Source organism: Curtobacterium sp. MCBD17_023, from assembly GCF_003224415.1.
GTDB lineage: Bacteria > Actinomycetota > Actinomycetes > Actinomycetales > Microbacteriaceae > Curtobacterium.
On the sequence record NZ_QKLJ01000014.1, the window covers coordinates 49,250 to 66,080 of the forward strand.

General features: G+C 72.4%; 14 protein-coding genes. 8 read left to right on the plus strand and 6 right to left on the minus strand.

The features are described from left to right. Positions 1–13: 13 nt before the first annotated feature. The 3 genes from xylB to DEI84_RS13115 form a co-directional block, all read right to left on the minus strand. Positions 14–1,489, minus strand: a complete 1,476-nt coding sequence (gene xylB / locus DEI84_RS13105; protein WP_110891158.1) for a xylulokinase — start codon at positions 1,487–1,489, stop codon at positions 14–16. 79 nt (positions 1,490–1,568) lie between these two features. After that, entirely contained in the window at positions 1,569–2,762 is a 1,194-nt protein-coding gene (gene xylA / locus DEI84_RS13110; protein WP_110891159.1) for a xylose isomerase, read from the minus strand. A 131-nt stretch (positions 2,763–2,893) separates the two neighbouring features. Further along, entirely contained in the window at positions 2,894–3,571 is a 678-nt protein-coding gene (locus tag DEI84_RS13115) for a TetR/AcrR family transcriptional regulator (RefSeq protein ID WP_110891160.1), read from the minus strand. Positions 3,572–3,702: 131 nt separating this feature from the next. Between DEI84_RS13115 and DEI84_RS13120 the strand changes: the two genes are divergently transcribed. Together DEI84_RS13120 and DEI84_RS13125 are read left to right on the plus strand one after the other, a co-directional pair. After that, positions 3,703–4,824: a LacI family DNA-binding transcriptional regulator gene (locus DEI84_RS13120; protein WP_110891161.1), complete on the plus strand. Its 1,122-nt coding sequence runs from the start codon at positions 3,703–3,705 to the stop codon at positions 4,822–4,824. A gap of 367 nt (positions 4,825–5,191) precedes the next feature. Beyond that, positions 5,192–6,040 (plus strand): bifunctional 2-polyprenyl-6-hydroxyphenol methylase/3-demethylubiquinol 3-O-methyltransferase UbiG, encoded by an 849-nt coding sequence (locus DEI84_RS13125; RefSeq protein WP_110891162.1) that lies wholly within the window; start codon positions 5,192–5,194, stop codon positions 6,038–6,040. Positions 6,041–6,074: 34 nt separating this feature from the next. Here DEI84_RS13125 and DEI84_RS13130 read toward each other — a convergent pair whose 3' ends face one another. Next, positions 6,075–7,505, minus strand: a complete 1,431-nt coding sequence (locus tag DEI84_RS13130; RefSeq protein ID WP_110891163.1) for an ABC transporter permease — start codon at positions 7,503–7,505, stop codon at positions 6,075–6,077. Positions 7,506–7,507: 2 nt separating this feature from the next. Further along, positions 7,508–7,936 carry a hypothetical protein gene (locus tag DEI84_RS13135; protein WP_110825564.1) on the minus strand — a complete coding sequence of 143 codons (429 nt, stop codon included), beginning with the start codon at positions 7,934–7,936 and terminating at the stop codon, positions 7,508–7,510. Positions 7,937–8,153: 217 nt separating this feature from the next. On the opposite strand from DEI84_RS13135, the gene DEI84_RS13140 reads away from it, so the two are divergent. The 4 genes from DEI84_RS13140 (at position 8,154) to DEI84_RS13155 (ending at position 12,139) form a co-directional block, all read left to right on the plus strand. Further along, positions 8,154–9,347, plus strand: a complete 1,194-nt coding sequence (locus DEI84_RS13140) for a Gfo/Idh/MocA family protein (RefSeq protein WP_110891164.1) — start codon at positions 8,154–8,156, stop codon at positions 9,345–9,347. Between the two features lie 98 nt (positions 9,348–9,445). Continuing rightward, a complete protein-coding gene (locus tag DEI84_RS13145) occupies positions 9,446–10,093 on the plus strand; it encodes a ThuA domain-containing protein (protein ID WP_258371788.1) in 648 nt (215 codons plus the stop codon). Continuing rightward, positions 10,090–11,211, plus strand: coding sequence for a Gfo/Idh/MocA family protein (locus tag DEI84_RS13150; protein WP_110891175.1), 1,122 nt, complete (start codon positions 10,090–10,092; stop codon positions 11,209–11,211). The genes DEI84_RS13145 and DEI84_RS13150 overlap by 4 nt, the downstream gene beginning before the upstream one ends. Before the next feature lie 187 nt (positions 11,212–11,398). Beyond that, positions 11,399–12,139: a hypothetical protein gene (locus DEI84_RS13155; protein WP_146236373.1), complete on the plus strand. Its 741-nt coding sequence runs from the start codon at positions 11,399–11,401 to the stop codon at positions 12,137–12,139. Between the two features lie 40 nt (positions 12,140–12,179). Here the strand turns inward: DEI84_RS13155 and DEI84_RS13160 are convergent, their stop codons facing one another. Next, a complete protein-coding gene (locus DEI84_RS13160) occupies positions 12,180–14,081 on the minus strand; it encodes an ABC transporter ATP-binding protein (protein ID WP_110891167.1) in 1,902 nt (633 codons plus the stop codon). Positions 14,082–14,368: 287 nt separating this feature from the next. Here DEI84_RS13160 and DEI84_RS13165 point away from each other — a divergent pair, with 287 nt between their 5' ends. Together DEI84_RS13165 and DEI84_RS13170 are read left to right on the plus strand one after the other, a co-directional pair. After that, positions 14,369–15,376 carry a LacI family DNA-binding transcriptional regulator gene (locus tag DEI84_RS13165; protein WP_110891168.1) on the plus strand — a complete coding sequence of 336 codons (1,008 nt, stop codon included), beginning with the start codon at positions 14,369–14,371 and terminating at the stop codon, positions 15,374–15,376. Between the two features lie 90 nt (positions 15,377–15,466). Next, on the plus strand, positions 15,467–16,771 hold the full coding sequence (locus tag DEI84_RS13170) for an extracellular solute-binding protein (RefSeq protein WP_110825560.1): 1,305 nt from the start codon (positions 15,467–15,469) through the stop codon (positions 16,769–16,771). Positions 16,772–16,831 lie beyond the last annotated feature (60 nt).

Consider the following 16,831-nt stretch of genomic DNA (forward strand, 5'->3'; position numbering starts at 1 on the left):
GTGCGCTCCGCGGTCAGCCGACGGCGGCCCGGTAGCGCTCGAGCACCTCGGGGTGCGGGTCCGCGGGGATCGCCGTGGTCGGGATCGACCAGCCGGGCAGTGACCCGGTGACGACCCACGCGGCCTGACGGGCAGCGCCGGCGGCGACGTACTCGCCCGGTTCCGGCACGAGGACCTCGCGGCCGAACACCTGCGCGGCGACGACCCGGACGGCCTCGTTCTGTGCGGCACCGCCGATGAGCAGGAGTCGCTCGACCGTGACCCCCGTGCGCTCCACCGCGGCGAGCCCGTCGGCGAGGGCGCAGAGCATGCCCTCGACCGCCGCCCGGGCCAGGTGTGCCCGGTCCGTCGTCGCCGGCGTCATGCCGAGCAGCGACGCGGTGGCGTCCGGTCGGTTCGGCGTGCGCTCACCGACGAAGTACGGCACGAGGACGAGCCCGTCGGCACCGGCCGGCGCCTGCAGTGCCAACCGCCCGAGCTCGGCGTGGTCGACGCCGAGCAGGCCGCCGACCACCTCGAGCACGCGGGCCGCGTTGAGCGTCGTGACGATCGGCAGGCGGGCACCCGTGGCGTCCGCGAAGCCCGCGACCGTGCCCGTCGGGTCCTCGATCGCGGTGTCGGTCACGCCGAACACCGTGCCGCTCGTCCCGAGGGACACCGCGACGTCGCCCGCCGCCAGGCCGAGGCCCAGCGCGGCGCCGGCGTTGTCCCCCGCGCCCGCCGTGACGACGAGCCCGCGGGAGGCCCGCGCACCGCCCGGCAGGTCGACGTCCTGCTCGAGCGTGCCCATCGCCTCGGACGGCGCGACCACGCGCGGCACGATCACCGCGTCGCCGTCGTCACCGGTCTCGGCCCCGCGCAGCGGACGGCCCAGGGCGAGCTCGAACAGCTCCGGGTCGTACTCGCGGCGGGCCGGGTCCCAGTAGGCCGTGCCGCTGGCGTCCGAACCGTCGGTCGCCAGGGCGTCCAGGTCGGGGCCGAGCGGGCTCTCGTCCGCCGGGCCGTAGCCCCGGAGGCGCCAGGACAGCCAGTCGTGCGGGAGCGCGACGGCCGCGACGCGGGCCGCGTGCTCCGGCTCGGCGTCGCGGAGCCAGCGCAGCTTCGTGGCGGTGAACGAGGCCACCGGGACGAGACCCGTGCGGGCGACCCACGCCTCCCGGCCGAGTTCCTCGACCATCGCGGCGGCGGCTGCCGCGCTGCGGACGTCGTTCCAGAGCAGGGCCGGGCGGATCACACGGCCGTCGGCGTCGAGCACGACCATGCCGTGCTGCTGCCCGCCGATGCCGATCGCGGCGACGTCGTCGAGGCCACCGGCGTCCGCGACGGCGGTGCCGAGGGCGTCCCACCAGGCGGTGGGGTCGACCTCGGTGCCGTCCGGGTGGGACGCGCGGCCGGAGCGGACGACCTCGCCGGTGGCGGCCCGTCGGACGACGACCTTGCAGGACTGCGTGGACGAGTCGACCCCGGCGACGAGGAGGTCGTTCACCATGTCGTGCCCGATGTCAGCGCTGCCACCCTCGGCGCGGGGCGCCTCGGCGCGCGGAATGCAGCCGCTGGCGCGTCTGCTCTCAATTCCGCGCGCCCATGAGGTGCTCGAGGGCGAGCTGCTGCAGCTTGACGAAGCCGAAGCCCTTGCCGCCGAAGTACGCGTCGGCGTCGAAGTCCTCGTAGGCGGAGGTGTCGGCGAGGAAGTCGTCGTACGACTCGCCCGCGTTCAGCGTCGGCTGCGCGAGCTCGGTGACCTTCGACGCCTCGAGGGCTGCCTGCACCTCGGGGTCGGCGCGGAACGCCTGGGCACGCTCCTTGAGGAGCAGGTACATGCGCATGTTGGCCGCGGCCGAGTCCCAGACGCCGGTGAAGTCCTCGGTGCGGGACGGCTTGTAGTCGAAGTGACGCGGGCCGTCGTACGCGCGGCCGCCCTGCGGTGCACCGTGCTCGAGGAGGTCGACGAGCGAGAACGCGTTCTGCAGGTCGCCGTGACCGAAGACGAGGTCCTGGTCGTACTTGATGCCGCGCTGCCCGTTCAGGTCGATGTGGAAGAGCTTGCCCGAGTACAGCGCCTGCGCGATGCCGGCGGTGAAGTTCAGGCCCGCCATCTGCTCGTGGCCGACCTCGGGGTTGACGCCGAACAGCTCGGGGCGCTCGAGGGTGTCGATGAACGCGATCGCATGGCCGAGCGTCGGGAGCAGGATGTCGCCGCGGGGCTCGTTCGGCTTCGGCTCGATGGCGAACTTGATGCCGTAGCCCTTGTCGGTGACGTACTGGGCGAGGAGGTTGACGGCCTCACGGTAACGCTCGAGCGCGGCCTGGACGTCCTTGGCGGCGTCGTACTCGGCGCCCTCGCGGCCACCCCACATGACGAACGTCTCGGCACCGAGCTCGGCAGCGAGGTCGACGTTGCGGAGCACCTTGCGGAGCGCGAACCGGCGGACGTCGCGGTCGTTCGAGGTGAAGCCGCCGTCCTTGAAGACCGGTGCGGAGAAGAGGTTCGTGGTCACCATCGGGACGACGAGGCCGGTCGACTCGAGCGCGCCCTTGAGGCGGTCGATCTGGGTCTGACGCTCGGCGTCGGTCGAGCCGAACGCGAAGAGGTCGTCGTCGTGGAAGGTGAGGCCGTAGGCGCCGAGCTCGTCGAGCTTCTCGACCGCCTCGACCACGTCGAGCTGGGGGCGCGTCGGGCCGCCGAAGGGGTCCGAGCCGTTGTAGCCGACGGTCCAGAGACCGAAGGAGAACTTGTCGTCGCGGGTGGGCTGCACTGCCATGGAGTCTGCCGATCGTCGTCGAGCGGATTTGTTGTCAGCGAGAACATATGCGCTGCACCGACCCGAGCGCAACCCCTCGACGGTCCGCAGGCGCGCCGACGCCTCGCCCCGCGCCTCCCGGCGGCGGGGCGTCAGAGGTCGTAGACGCCGTCGAGGCCGCCGCCCGCGACCGGCCCGCGCAGGGCCCAGCCGCGGCGCAGTTCCGTCGTCGCCGTCCGGAACGCCGCCAGGACGTCGAGGCCCTGCCGGAGCATGCCCTGCAGCTGCAGTCCCTCGTACAGGGCGAGCAGCTGCACGGCGGCGCTCCCGGTGTCGACCGACGCCGCTTCCCGTCCGGTGGCGACGTCGCTGTCCAACAGCTGCCGGACCGTGCGGTGGAAGGCCTCGTACTGGTTCCGGTAGAACGGCGCCGCCGCGTTCAGCGGGTCCGCGCCCGCGGTCAAGCTGCTGACCAGCAGGCGCATCATGCGGGGGTCGGCGAGGTTCGCCGCGATCAGGCGTTCCAGGAACGCGACGGCTCCGTCCCCCGTGGCGTGCTCCAGCAGCGGCCGCAGGCGGACCTCGTGCCACCGCATCACCGCGACGGCGAGCAGGCTCTCCCACGTCGGGAACTCGCGCTGCACCAGTTCCGGGGCGATCCGTGCCTGGGCCGCGACGGCGTCACCGGTCAGGTGCAGGCTGTCGCCGATGCGGATGAGTTCGATCGCGGCCTCGGCGATGCGGATGCGGAGGCGTGCCTGCTCGAGGCGCTCGTCCTCCGCGGTCCCCGCGCCGGTGGCACTGTCAGCGGATCGGGCATCGGTGGTCATCGCAGCCTCGGTTCGTCGTTCGGCCCCCAGGGGTGGACGGGGCTGTGCACCATCAGTCTGGCGAAGGTCCAAGCCGTGGTGCCTGCCCCAGTAGGCGGGGCAGCGGCACCACGGGCTGCGATACTCGGACCATGAGCGACGGCGCTGCGGACCGGGCCACCGCGCGGCCGACCCTCGGGACGATCGCCCGCCGGGCCTCGGTCTCGCTCGCCACCGTGTCGAAGGTCCTGAACGGCCGCCCCGGTGTCTCCGGTCCGACCCGGGAGCGTGTCGAACACCTGCTCGCCGCCTCCGGCTACGCCCAGCGGGACCGTCCGCCCGAGCCCGGGTCCCTCGTCGAGCTCGTCGTCGAGGACCTGGCCAGCGAGTGGTCGATCGAGATCGTCCGCGGTGTCGAGCAGGTCGCCCGGGAGCACGGCTACGCGCTGTCCCTCTCCGCGCTCGGCCCCGACCACGCCGTGGGCGAGGACTGGATCGCCGGCGTGCTGCACCGCCGCCCGGTGGCGGTCGTCCTGCAGTTCTCCGCCCTCACCGCGGGCCGACGCGACCAGCTCCGCGCGCGGGGCATCCCGTTCACGGTCGTCGACCCCGTCGGCGACCCGCCCGCCGACGTCCCCGTGGTCGGCGCGACGAACACCGCCGGGGGAGCGGCCGCGACGCAGCACCTGCTCGACCTCGGGCACCGCAGGATCGCCGCGATCGCCGGGCCCCTCGACATGCGCTGCGCCGCGGACCGGTTGGCCGGTCACCGCGCGGCGCTCGCCGCGGCCGGACGGGAGGCCCGGACCACCTCCGCCGGGACGGCTGCGGTCGACGACGGGGCGGCCGGGCACGTCGTCGTCGCCGACTTCAGCCGCGCGGACGGCGAGCGCGCAGCCCGTGTGCTCCTCGCGACGGCGCCCCGACCGACCGCGATCGTGACGGGCAACGACCTGCAGGCCCTCGGCGTGCTCGACGCCGCTCGGGCGTCCGGCCTGCGGGTGCCCGAGGACCTGTCGGTCGTCGGGTTCGATGACGTGGCACCGGCACGGTGGGCACGTCCGGCGTTGACGACGATCCGGCAGCCACTGCAGGAGATGGCCCAGCGGGCGACACGGATGGCGCTCCGCCAGCACGCGGGGGGCGCGACCGAGCCGGTGGGGGACCTCGACGACGGGCCGGTCCGGGTCGAACTCGCGACGGCGCTCGTGGTGCGCGACTCCACGGCCGCACCCGGTCCCGGGACGCGGGACGCGCCTCCCGTCCGACGCTGACGGCCGGCGCGGGCCGCGCAGGTGGGGTGACCGGTCGACGCGGCACCGCGGGAGCCGCGTCCGGTGCTCACAGGTCCGGCAGCCGGCGGCCCTGAGCGGTGTCGTTCCAGGTCGTCCGACCGCGTGCGTCCGTCCACGCGTGCAGTCCGCCGTGGCCCTGTGGGAGCCCACAGCGCCACCGGTCGAACACGCTCGGGCAGCGGTCCTCGGTCGGGATCGGGTCGGCCATCGATGTCCTCCAGTCGTCCGGGTCCGTCGCCCGGCTCTCTCCTCATGACGTGTTCGGAGGGCGTTCCGTCACGGATGGCGTCCGACCCGGTCCGGAGGTCCGTCGAGAGCGACCGCCCTGCTCGGTAGGGTCGGGCGCATGAGCATGGACCACGTCGACGTCGACTGGGAGCACGCCCGCGACACGAACCGCGCGAACTGGGACGACCGGGTGCCGATCCACGAGGGCGCCTACGCGCGCGACGCCTTCGCCGACCCGGCCCACCGGTCGGACGTCGTCCGCGAGGACCTGCCGGCGCTCACGCCCTGGCTCCCCGGCCGGTCCCTCGACGGCCTGGACGTCTGCCACCTGCAGTGCCACATCGGCACCGACACCGTCTCGCTCGCGCGGGAGGGAGCGCGCGTGACCGGCGTCGACTTCTCGCACCCGGCGCTCGTGTCGGCGGCGGCGCTGGCCGAGCGGTCCGGGGTCGACGTCACGTGGGTCGAGTCCGACGTCCTCGACGCCCGCGCCGCGGTGACCGGTGACTTCGACGTCGTCTACACGAGCATCGGCACGATCTGCTGGCTGGCCGACCTGGACCGGTGGGCCGCCCAGGTGGCCGCACTCCTGCGACCCGGCGGGGTGTTCTTCATCCGCGACGGCCACCCGGCGCTGTACGCCCTGGACGAGGACGCTGACGAGCTCGTCACCCGCCACCGGTACTTCCCGGACGGGACCGCCCAGCAGTGGGAGGACGCGAGCACCTACGCCGGCGACGGGACCGTGTCGCAGCCCCGCACGTACGAGTGGCCGCACCCGCTGTCCGAGATCGTGAACGCCCTGCTCGGCGCAGGACTCCGGCTCCGTCGACTCGACGAGGGCCGGACCCTGCCGTGGCGTTTCAGCTCCCGCATGGAGGAGACCGGCGACGGATCGTGGACGTGGCCGGAGCAGGACCGCGACCGCATCCCGACCACCTACACGATCGTCGCCACCCGCGACTGACCCGGTGACGGGGAGCGGTGCAGGCCGCGGTGCCTCACCCGCGGAGCGCCGTGACCGGCGTGCCCCGCACAGCCCGGGCGGCCGGCCCGAGTGCGGCGGCCAGGCCCGTGCCGGTCGCGCCGGCGAGCACGACGACGAGGAGCCACGCGGGCACCGTCGGCCCGACGAGCACCGCACCGTTCGTCGCCCCGAGCAGCGTGTAGGCGCCGGCCCACCCGTACGCCGTGCCCAGGGCGACCCCGAGCACGACGGCGATGGCGATCGTCATGGCGGTCTCGACGAGGACGAGCGACCGGATCTGTCGCGCCGTCGCACCGACCACCCGGAGGAGCCCGAGTTCCCGGCTGCGCTGCGCGATCGTCAGTGCCGTCACGGCGACCACCCCGGCGGCCGCGATGATCCCCGCGGCACCGACGAGTCCCGCGAACATGACCGCGAGCTGGTCGAACTGGGTCTGGATGTCGCGGTAGTAGACCGGGTCACCGGCTGCCTGGCGCTGCAGCATGGTGGCGTAGGTGGTGAACCCGACCGAGAAGGTCGACATGAGCGTCACCGCGATGACGAGGCCGACCGTCGCTCGGGCCGTGCGTCTCGGGGCCCGGAGCGAGTTCCGGGCGGCCATCGACGCGATGACGCTGTGCGCGGTCGCCGACACGGCGAGGCGGAGGACGGCCGGCAGGAGCACCGGGGACGCGATGACGACCCCGGTGAACGACAGGGCCCCGCTCGTCACCGCGAGCAGGAGCGCACCGACGGTCGTGGCACCGAGCACGAACGCCACACCGATGCCCGCGGCACCGGCCAGGAAGAACACGACCGCCACGACACTCCGGGTCCTGGTGGGTGCCTCGCCGGGCAGGGGTTCGACGGCGGCGTCGAGCGCCCGCAGCGGTGGGATCGTGAGGACGTCGCGGGAGCCGATGCGGAACGCGATCGTCGTGATGGCTGCGACGAGCGCGGCGATCGGTCCAGACGCCGGCGGCAGGAACCACCCGAGCGGCGGGAGCACCGACGTGGCCGCCGCGAGGGCGAGCACGCCGTTGGCGACGACCGTGCCCGCGACGACCCCGACGAGGGCGCCGAGGACGCCGCAGGTGAGGCCGACGCCCGTGACCTGCCGCCGGAGCTGGACGCCGGTGGCGCCGAGGACACGCTGCAGGGCCAGGGAGCGGGTCTGACCGGCGATCACCGTCGCGCAGGTGTTCGACGCGACGACGGCGCTGACGTACAGCGCGATCGCGATGAACACCCATGCCACGACCGGCAGGATCGCCGCGACCGTCGCGCTCTCGCCGGTGCGCCGTCCGAGTTCGACGATCCGTTGCGCCGCCTCGGAACCGGTCACCACGAGGGCTCCGAGTCCGGCGGACAGGGCGGCGACCGCCACCGTCGAGCGGCTCTCGACGCGGACGCGCATCCAGCTGCGGGGCCGACGACGAGCCGGTCGGCCGCGATGACGGGACATGGTCAGGACGCGCCGTCGCCCGTGTTCGGCGTCCAGGCGACCCAGCGGTGCCCCTTCGCCGCCAGGGACCAGTCCCCGCACCGGACGACGGTGTCCGCGGCGTACACGTCCGGGGCCTCGGGGACGGTCATGACCGGAGCCGACTTCCTCGGCACGGTGTCGCAGCCGTCCGCGGCCACGCCGGCCGGACTGGTGAACACGATCGTCTTCGGCGCCTCCGACGCGTCCTCCGCGCCCGTCCCGGTGACCGAGGTGATGTCCGTCGCGTCCGACGGCATCCACTCCGGGGCGTTCGTCAGGTCCGCGCGGGTCTCCGCATGACCGGTGACCTCGTCGTGGAGCGTGTCGCTCAGAGCGGAACACCCGGTCAGGGAGACCACGCAGAGGGCGAGCGCGGCGATCGTGAGGGGCTTGGTGGGGGTTCGGGACACGGTGTGCCTTTCGTCGTTGCACCGATCCAACCGGTCGGGGAGGGCCGCCGGGATCGGCGCAACGGAGGACCGGCGTGCTCCTCCGGGATGACATCCGCGCGACCACGTGCCCGCGTGACCCGCCCACGAAAGTTTTCCGATCCTCCCGTCCGGCTTGTCCCGCGCACCCGCCGGTCCCTAGCGTCGACGGCGGACGCACGATGCGAGGGAGCATGCGATGACGGACGACCGGTTGCGGGTCGCGATGATCGGCCACGGCTTCATGGGGGCCGCGCACTCGCAGGCGTGGCGGGTCGCGCCGCGGTTCTTCCCGCTCGACCGCGAGCCCGAGATGACGGTCGTCGTCGGGCGCGACCCGGAACGCACCGAGGCCGCCCGTGCCCGCTTCGGCTGGCAGCGCGCGGAGACGGACTGGCGGCGCGTGGTCGAGGACCCGGACATCGACGTCGTCGACGTCTGCTCGCCCGGGTCGTCGCACGTCGAGGTCGCGATCGCGGCCCTCGAGGCCGGCAAGCACGTCCTGTGCGAGAAGCCCCTCGCCAACACCGTCGCCGAGGCGGAGGCCATGGTCGCCGCCGCGGAGTCGGCCGCGGGACGCGGGGTGCGCTCGATGGTCGGCTTCAGCTACCGCCGCGTCCCCGCGCTCGCGTTCGCCCGCCGACTCGTGCAGGCCGGCCGGATCGGCGAGGTCCGTCAGGCGCGGGCGCTGTACCTGCAGGACTGGCTCGCCGACGCGGACGGGCCGATGACGTGGCGGTTGGACGCCGCGCTCGCCGGGTCCGGCTCGCTCGGCGACATCGGTGCGCACGCCGTGGACCTGGTCGAACACGTCACCGGTGCCCGGCTCGGCTCCGTGAGCGGCACGCTCGAGACCTTCGTGCACGAGCGGCCGCTCCTCGCGGACGGCGTCGGCCTGTCCGGCACCGCCTCCGAGGAGCGCGGACAGGTCACCGTCGACGACGCCGCCTGGTTCCTCGGCCGACTGACGGGAGGCGCGGCGCGGCCGGGCGGGACCGTCGCCTCGTTCGAGGCCACCCGGTACGCGACGGGGCGGAAGAACGGCCTGACGATCGAGATCAGCGGGTCCACGGGCGCGATCGTGTTCGACCTCGAGGCGATGAACGAGCTCCGCGTGTACGACGCCACCGCACCCGCCGGGGAGCAGGGCTTCCGGCGGGTGCTCGTCACCGAGCCCGAGCACCCGTACATGGCGAACTGGTGGCCGACCGGACACACGATCGGGTACGAGCACACCTTCGTGCACGAGGTCGTCGACTTCGTGACCGCGATCACCACCGGGCAGCAGCCCGAGCCGTCCTTCGCCGTCGGGCTGCACGTGCAGGACGTCCTCGATGCCGTGCAGCGGAGCGCCGCCGACGGCAGTGCGTGGACCCCCGTCACGGCCCGATGACCCGCCCCCACCCGATGACCGACCCTTCCCCCGATCCGCAAGGAGCACCCAACGTGCAACGCCAGGCACTCGTCGTCCGCGGCGGCTGGGACGGGCACATGCCCGTCGAGACCACCGAGCTCTTCATCCCGTTCCTCCGCGACAACGGCTTCGACGTCCGTGTCGAGGAGGGCACCGCGGTGTACGCCGACCAGGCGGTCATGGACGCCACCGACCTGGTCGTGCAGGTGAACACGATGTCGACGATCGCCGACGAGGAGTTCGCCGGGCTGCAGCGGGCGGTCCTCGCCGGCACCGGCATGGCGGGGTGGCACGGCGGCATCGCGGACTCGTACCGGGCGAACGCCGACTACCTCCACATGATCGGCGGCCAGTTCGCCCACCACGCGGGCAAGCACCCGTCCGAGCGGGTGGGTGAGCAGTCGGACAACTACATCCCGTACACCGTGCACATCACCGACCTCGGTCGCGAGCACCCGATCACGCAGGGCATCGTCGACTTCGACCTGGTCAGCGAGCAGTACTGGGTGCTCAGCGACGAGTACGACGACGTCCTCGCGACCACCACCCAGGAGGCGCGGAGTTGGGACGCCTGGAACCGTCCGGTGACCTCGCCGGCCATCTGGACACGGCAGTGGGGGAAGGGGCGGGTCTTCGTCTCGGCACCCGGGCACCGCATCGAGATCGTCGAGTCGCAGCCGGTCCGCACGATCATCGAGCGCGGTCTGCTGTGGGCCGCCCGATGAGCGCCGCCCCCCTGCGCGTCGGCATGGTCGGCGTCGGCACCATCAGCAAGCAGTACCTCGAGCAGTTCCCGTCGCTGCCCGACCTCCGGCTCACCGCGGTCGCCGACCTCGACAGCGAACGAGCGGCTGCTGTCGCTGCCCAGCAGGGCGTGCAGGCGCTCGGGGTCGACGAGCTGCTCGCGTCCGATGACGTCGACGTCGTCCTCAACCTGACGATCCCCGCCGCGCACGCCGATGTAGCGCTCCGGGCGCTCGCCGCCGGCAAGCACGTCTACGGGGAGAAGCCGCTCGCACTGAGCACCGCCGAGGCAGCTCCGGTCCTCACCGCTGCCGAGGCCGCGGGCCTGCGGGTCGGCAGCGCGCCGGACACCGTGCTCGGCACCGGCGTGCAGACCGCCCGTGCCGCGCTCGACGAGGGGCACATCGGCACACCGGTCGGGGCGGCGGTGTCGTGGAGCGCACCCGGCCACGAGCTCTGGCACCCCGCACCCGGCTTCTACTACCAGCCGGGCGGCGGCCCGCTGCTCGACATGGGCCCGTACTACCTGACGAGCCTCGTCACGTTCTTCGGCTCCGTGGTGCGCGTCAGCGGCAGCACGACCCGGTCGACCCGGCAGCGCACGGTCGCCACCGGCCCGGACGCCGGCCGGGTCCTGCCGGTCGACGTCGACACCCACGTCGTCGCGGTCCTGGAGCACGAGGGCGGGGTCGTCTCCACGATGACGGTGTCGTTCGAGGTCTGGGCGACCGAGGCGCCGCTGTTCGAGGTGCACGGCACCGCCGGCTCGCTGTCGGTCGCCGACCCGAACCGGTTCTCGGACCCGACCAGGATCGCCACGGCCGAGGACCGGACGTTCCGGGAGCTGCCGGAACTCGCGGGCCACCGGGACGCCGGTCGCGGTGTGGGCCTGGCGGACATGGCGCGGGCGATCGCGTCGGGGGAGCCGCACCTGGCCTCCGGTGCGCTGGCGTTCCACGTGCTCGACGTCATGGAGTCCATCGCGACCGCGGGGCGGACGCACGCCGTCGTCGACGTCGCGAGCCGTGCCTCCCGGCCGGCACCGGTCCCGCTCACGGAGCCGGGCGGACGGGCCGCGTCGCACCGCGCGCCGCGCTGAGCGACACTCCACGGGGGTGCGCCCGCGCACGCAGTCGCCCAGCGCGGAGGGCGACCTGCCCGTCCGCCTCCGGCGGAGGCGGGTGTGCAGAAATGAGGAACCCCGGCCGTCACACTTGCGTGCGCTGCGCCGGGGGCTGTTTGGCTAGGTTAGGTCGCCGGAGTCTGCTGTGCAACTGAGGAGGCCCATGCGACGACTGAAGGCAACGGTTCCGGCGCCGAGGCTGGCGCCGTACGAGATGGCGTGCCACGGCACCGATGCCGACCCCATCGAGTTGTACCGATGGGCAGCGTCGGTCGGGTTGGCGATGTTCGACGACCTCGGCACGCTGGAGGTCGCCATGCGATCCGCCATGGCCCGGGAACTCGCCACCGCGCACGGACTGCGCTGGTACAGCCGGACCGACATCCTCGACGACGACACGCTCAGACTCGTGAAGGACGCATGGCGGGTGGCTCGACTCGGCCGTTTGGCCCAACCCGACGAGGTCGTGCACGGGAAGCTCGTGTCGACGCTGATGTTCGGCTTCTGGGTGAAGATCCTGGGACGCGGCACCTGGCAGGGCGAAGGTCCGGACCGGCAGCGCCGGATCTACGACACGACGCTGTGGAAGCCTGCCCTGCGACACGCCTTCCCGAACGTCGGAGCCGTTGACCGTGCGCTGGTCGAGACAGCAGCACGCCGCGTGCAGGCTCTCCGGAACAGGATCGCCCACCACGAGCACATCATCTGGGGCGTCCCGTTGCCCGGGGAGAAGAACGCTGATGGCTCCGTCGTGCGTCTTCCGCTCGGCGAAGCGCACGCAGTTCTCCTCGCGTTGGCGGGCTACGTCGACCAAGGCCTCGAGAGTTGGCTGCGCGAGCACAGTCGAGTCGACGAGCTGATGGCCTCCTGCCCCGTTCCCCGCCGCTCGCTCCTCCTCCGCTGATCCGCTGCCGTCCCGGGAAGCGTTCCGCGACGGACGGCGATCAGGTCGGGTTCGCCGCCTGCGGTTCCGCCGCGACGTCCTCCTGCACCGCGAACTGGGTCCGGTGCAGCTCCTCGTACCGCCCACGCGCCGCCAGCAGTTCCTCGTGCGTCCCGCGCTCCACGACGGAGCCGTCCTCGACGACGAGGATCATGTCGGCGCTGCGGATGGTGGAGAGGCGGTGCGCGATCACCATCGCGGTCCGGCCGTCGAGCGCCTCACTGAGCGCAGCCTGCACCGCGGCCTCGGACGTGGAGTCCAGCGCGGCCGTCGCCTCGTCGAGGATCACGACGCGCGGTCGGGCGAGCAGGAGCCTGGCGATGGTCATCCGCTGGCGCTCACCCCCGGACAGCCGGTACCCACGCTCGCCCACCATGGTGTCCAGCTGGTCCGGCAGGGACCGGATGAGCGGCTCGAGCCGCGCTCGGCGGACGGCGTCCCACACCTCGTCGTCGGACGCCTCCGGCCGCGCCAGGCGGAGGTTGGCGCCGATGGTCTCGTGGAAGAGGTGGCCGTCCTGGGTCACCATGCCCAGGGTGTGCCGCATGGAGGCGAACGTGACGTCGCGGACGTCGGTCCCGCCCAGCCGGACGGCGCCGCTGTCGACGTCGTACAGGCGCGCGAGGAGCTGCGCGATCGTGGACTTGCCCGCACCGGAGGTCCCGACGAGGGCGACGGTCTGTCCGGGCTCGATCCGGAAGGACACGCCGTGCAGCACCTCCTCGCCGCCACGGGTGTCCAGCGTGGAGACCTCCTCGAGGGAGGCGAGGGACACCTTGTCGGCGGACGGGTAGGCGAAGTGGACGTCGTCGAACTCCACGGCCGCGGGACCGTCGGGGACGGTGACCGCGTCGGGCTTCTCGCGGATGAGCGGTTCGAGGTCGAGGACCTCGAAGACCCGCTCGAAGCTCACCACCGCGCTCATGATCTCGACCCGAGCGTTCGCGAGGCTGGTCAGCGGCACGTACAGACGGGTGAGGAGGAGCGCCAGGGTGACCACCGCGCCGGTGTCGAGCTGGCCGGCGAGCGCCAGGAAGCCACCGAGCCCGTACACGAGGGCGAGGGCGAGGGCGGACACGAGCGTCAGCGCGGTGACGAAGACGAACTGCAGCATCGCGGTCCGGACCCCGATGTCGCGGACACGGGCGGCGCGCACGCGGAACTCCTCGGACTCCTCGTCGGGGCGGCCGAACAGCTTGACGAGCGTGGCACCGGGTGCCGAGAACCGCTCGGTCATCTGCGTGCTCATCGCGGAGTTGTGGTCGGCGGCCTCCCGGCGCAACGCGGCCAGGCGGCTGCCCATGCGGCGCGCGGGGATCAGGAAGACCGGGAGCATGACCACCGCGAGCACCGTCACGAGCCAGGACGTGCTGAGCATGACGGACAGGGTGAGGACCAGTGCCACGAGGTTCGTGACCACGCCGGAGAGCGTGCCGCTGAAGGCCTGCTGCGCGCCGATCACGTCGTTGTTCAGGCGACTCACGAGGGCGCCGGTGCGGGTGCGCGTGAAGAACGCGATCGGCATCTTCTGCACGTGGTCGAAGACGGCGGTCCTCAGGTCCAGGATCACGCCTTCGCCGATCCGCGCCGAGTACCAGCGCGTCACGAGCGACACGACGGCGTCGCCCACCGCCACGAGCGCGATGACGACGGCGAGCCAGACGATCGTGGCGACCGCGCCCCGGGCGACGATGACGTCGACCACCCGGCCGGCGAGCACCGGCGTCGCCACGGCCAGCACGGCTCCCACGACGGAGAGGGCGATGAAGACGACGAGCTTGGCCCGGTAGGGCACGGCGAACGTCAGGATCCGCCGCACCGACTCACGCGAGAAGCCGTGTTCGCCGTTCTTGGCGGTCGAGATCTTGTACAGCGAGCTCCAGGCCGCGCTCTCCATGCTCATGGCAGTTCCCTCCGTGGCGGCAGGCCGACGAACGGGTCGGGGTCACCCGAGCTCGGGGCCTCCCCAGCGGCGGCGAGCACGCAGTCAGGATACGGCGCGGGCGGCAGGAGCACGCAGCCACGAGTCCGCGGCCCCGTGGCGCGCTCCATCCGTCCGCGGGGCCGACGGATGCTTGCGCGAAGCGCTTCGACACTGTTAGCGTCGCCGTCGCGAGCTCGTCGAAGCGCTTCACCAGCCCTGCGACGGCCGACCGCGAACGACGACGACCGGCACGAGGAGGTGCGCAGATGGTGACGATCCACGAGGTGGCGAAGGCCGCAGGCGTGTCGATCTCGACCGTCTCCTACGCCCTCTCCGGCAAGCGCGCGATCTCCGCCACCACCCGGGCCCGCATCGACCAGGCCGTCGCCGAGCTCGACTACCGTCCGAACGCCGGCGCCCGGATGCTCGCCGGGGCCCGCACGAACATCCTCGCCCTGTCCGCCCCGATCCGGGAGGACGCGCACCTGCCGACGCACATGCGCTTCGTCACGGCGGTGGTCGAGGCCGCCCGGGCGCACGACGACGACGTGCTCCTGCTCGCCCGCGACGACGAGGTCACCGGCATCCGCCGCGTGGTGGACAGCTCGTTGGTGGACGGCGTGGTCGTGCTCGGGGTGTCCACGGACGACGAGCGCGCCGAGGTCGTCCGCCGATCCGGTGCCGCGGCCTCGTTCGTGGGTGTCCCGGGCGACACCACCGGGCTGACGTGCATCGACCTGGACTTCGCCGAGGCCGGACGGGCATCCGTCCGGCAGCTGGCCGCCGCCGGGCACCGCAGCATCGGGGTCATCGGGCACCCGGCCACGTACGTCGAACGGCACACCGGCTTCATCCGCCGCTTCGCCGACGCCTTCGAGGACGAGTGCCGCGCCGCCGGCGTCGCCACGCTGGCGCTCTACCCGTCCCTCGACCGCGCCGACCAGCGCCGTGCGGCGGACGAGCTGCTCGCCGCTCTGCCGGACATGACGGCGCTCGTGTTCCACTGCAACGAGCCCGTCGTCGAGGCCGTCCTCGCCCACCTCGTGTCCCGGGGCGTCCGCGTCCCGGAGGACGTGTCGGTCCTCGCCGCGTGCGCGAGCTACGACACCGACGTGCTCGAGGTCCCCCTGTCCACCATCCCCCTCCCGCTCGAGGAGATGTGTCGCGGTGCCGTGGAGGGCGCCGTCCGTCAGGTCGACGGTGCCCGTGAACCGGGCGTCACGCTCCTCCGACCGCGGTTCATCGACCGCGGGTCCATCCGACCGGTGCACTGACCGGCACCGCTCAACGGCGCTCTCGACGGTCCGTCGTCGAAGCGCTTCGACAACCGAACCAGCCCCATCCCCCTACAAGGAAGTAGCGACATGAAGAAGTCACGCCTGCTCGGCGCACTCGCCGGGCTCGCCGCGACCGCCGTCGTCCTCACCGGCTGTTCCGCCGGCGGGAGCGCCGACGACCGCAGCAACGAGGACGGCAAGACCCTGAAGCTCTGGCACTTCGAGTCCGAGGACTCCGCCATGGGCAAGGCCTGGAAGGAGTCGATCAAGGTCTTCGAGAAGGAGACCGGCGCGAAGGTCGAGTTCCAGGAGAAGAGCTTTGAGCAGATCCGGAAGACGGCCAGCCAGTCGCTCAACTCCGACCAGGCCCCGGACCTGATCGAGTACAACAAGGGCAACGCCACGGCTGGCCTGCTCGCCAGCCAGGGCCTGCTCAGCCCGCTCGACGACGCCGTGGAGAAGTACGGCTGGGACGACAAGCTCGCCAAGTCGTTGCAGACAACGGCTCGGTACGACGAGAAGGGCGTGATGGGCTCGGGCTCCTGGTACGGCGTGCCCGACTACGGCGAGTACGTCGAGTTCTACTACAACAAGGAGCTCTTCGAGGAGTACGGCGTCGAGGTCCCGAAGACCGAGGCCGACCTCGAGAAGGCCATGGCGACCTTCGAGTCGAAGGGCGTCACGCCGCTCGCCGAGTCCGCGGCGGAGTACCCGCTCGGCCAGCTCTGGTACCAGCTCGCGCTGACCAAGGCCGACCGGGACTGGGTCGACGACTACCAGCTGTACAAGAACCCCGTCGACTTCTCCGACGAGCAGATCAGCTACGCCACGAAGACGATCAAGGACTGGACCGACAAGGGCTACATCTCCGCCGACGCCACCGGCATGAAGGCGGAGGACGCGGGCACCGCCTTCATCAGCGGCAAGTACCCGATGTTCTTCTCCGGCTCGTGGTGGTACGGCCGCTTCGGCACCGAGATGAAGCAGGACTGGGGCACGTTCCTCTACCCCGGCGCCGAGATGTCGCCCGGCTCGTCGGGCAACCTCTGGGTCGTCCCGACCAAGGCGAAGAACAAGACGCTCGCCGAGGAGTTCATCGACATCACGCTCCGTCCGGAGATGCAGGCGATCATCGGCAACAACGGTGGCGTCCCGGTCGCGGCGACCGAGTCCGACATCACGGACGAGAAGAGCAAGGAACTCATCGCCAACTTCAACACGCTCACCGAGCGTGACGGTCTGGCGTTCTACCCCGACTGGCCCACCTCGACCTTCTACGACCAGTTGAACGCCGGTCTGCAGAGCGTCCTGAACGGCAGCAGCTCGCCCAAGCAGGTCAACGAGGAACTCGGGCAGCAGTACGCCGACGGCGTGAAGGCCGTCACCGGCTGACCCACGGGTCTTCGGACCACCACGGTCGCTGACGCGACCACCTGCCTGGAGGCGCGGTGC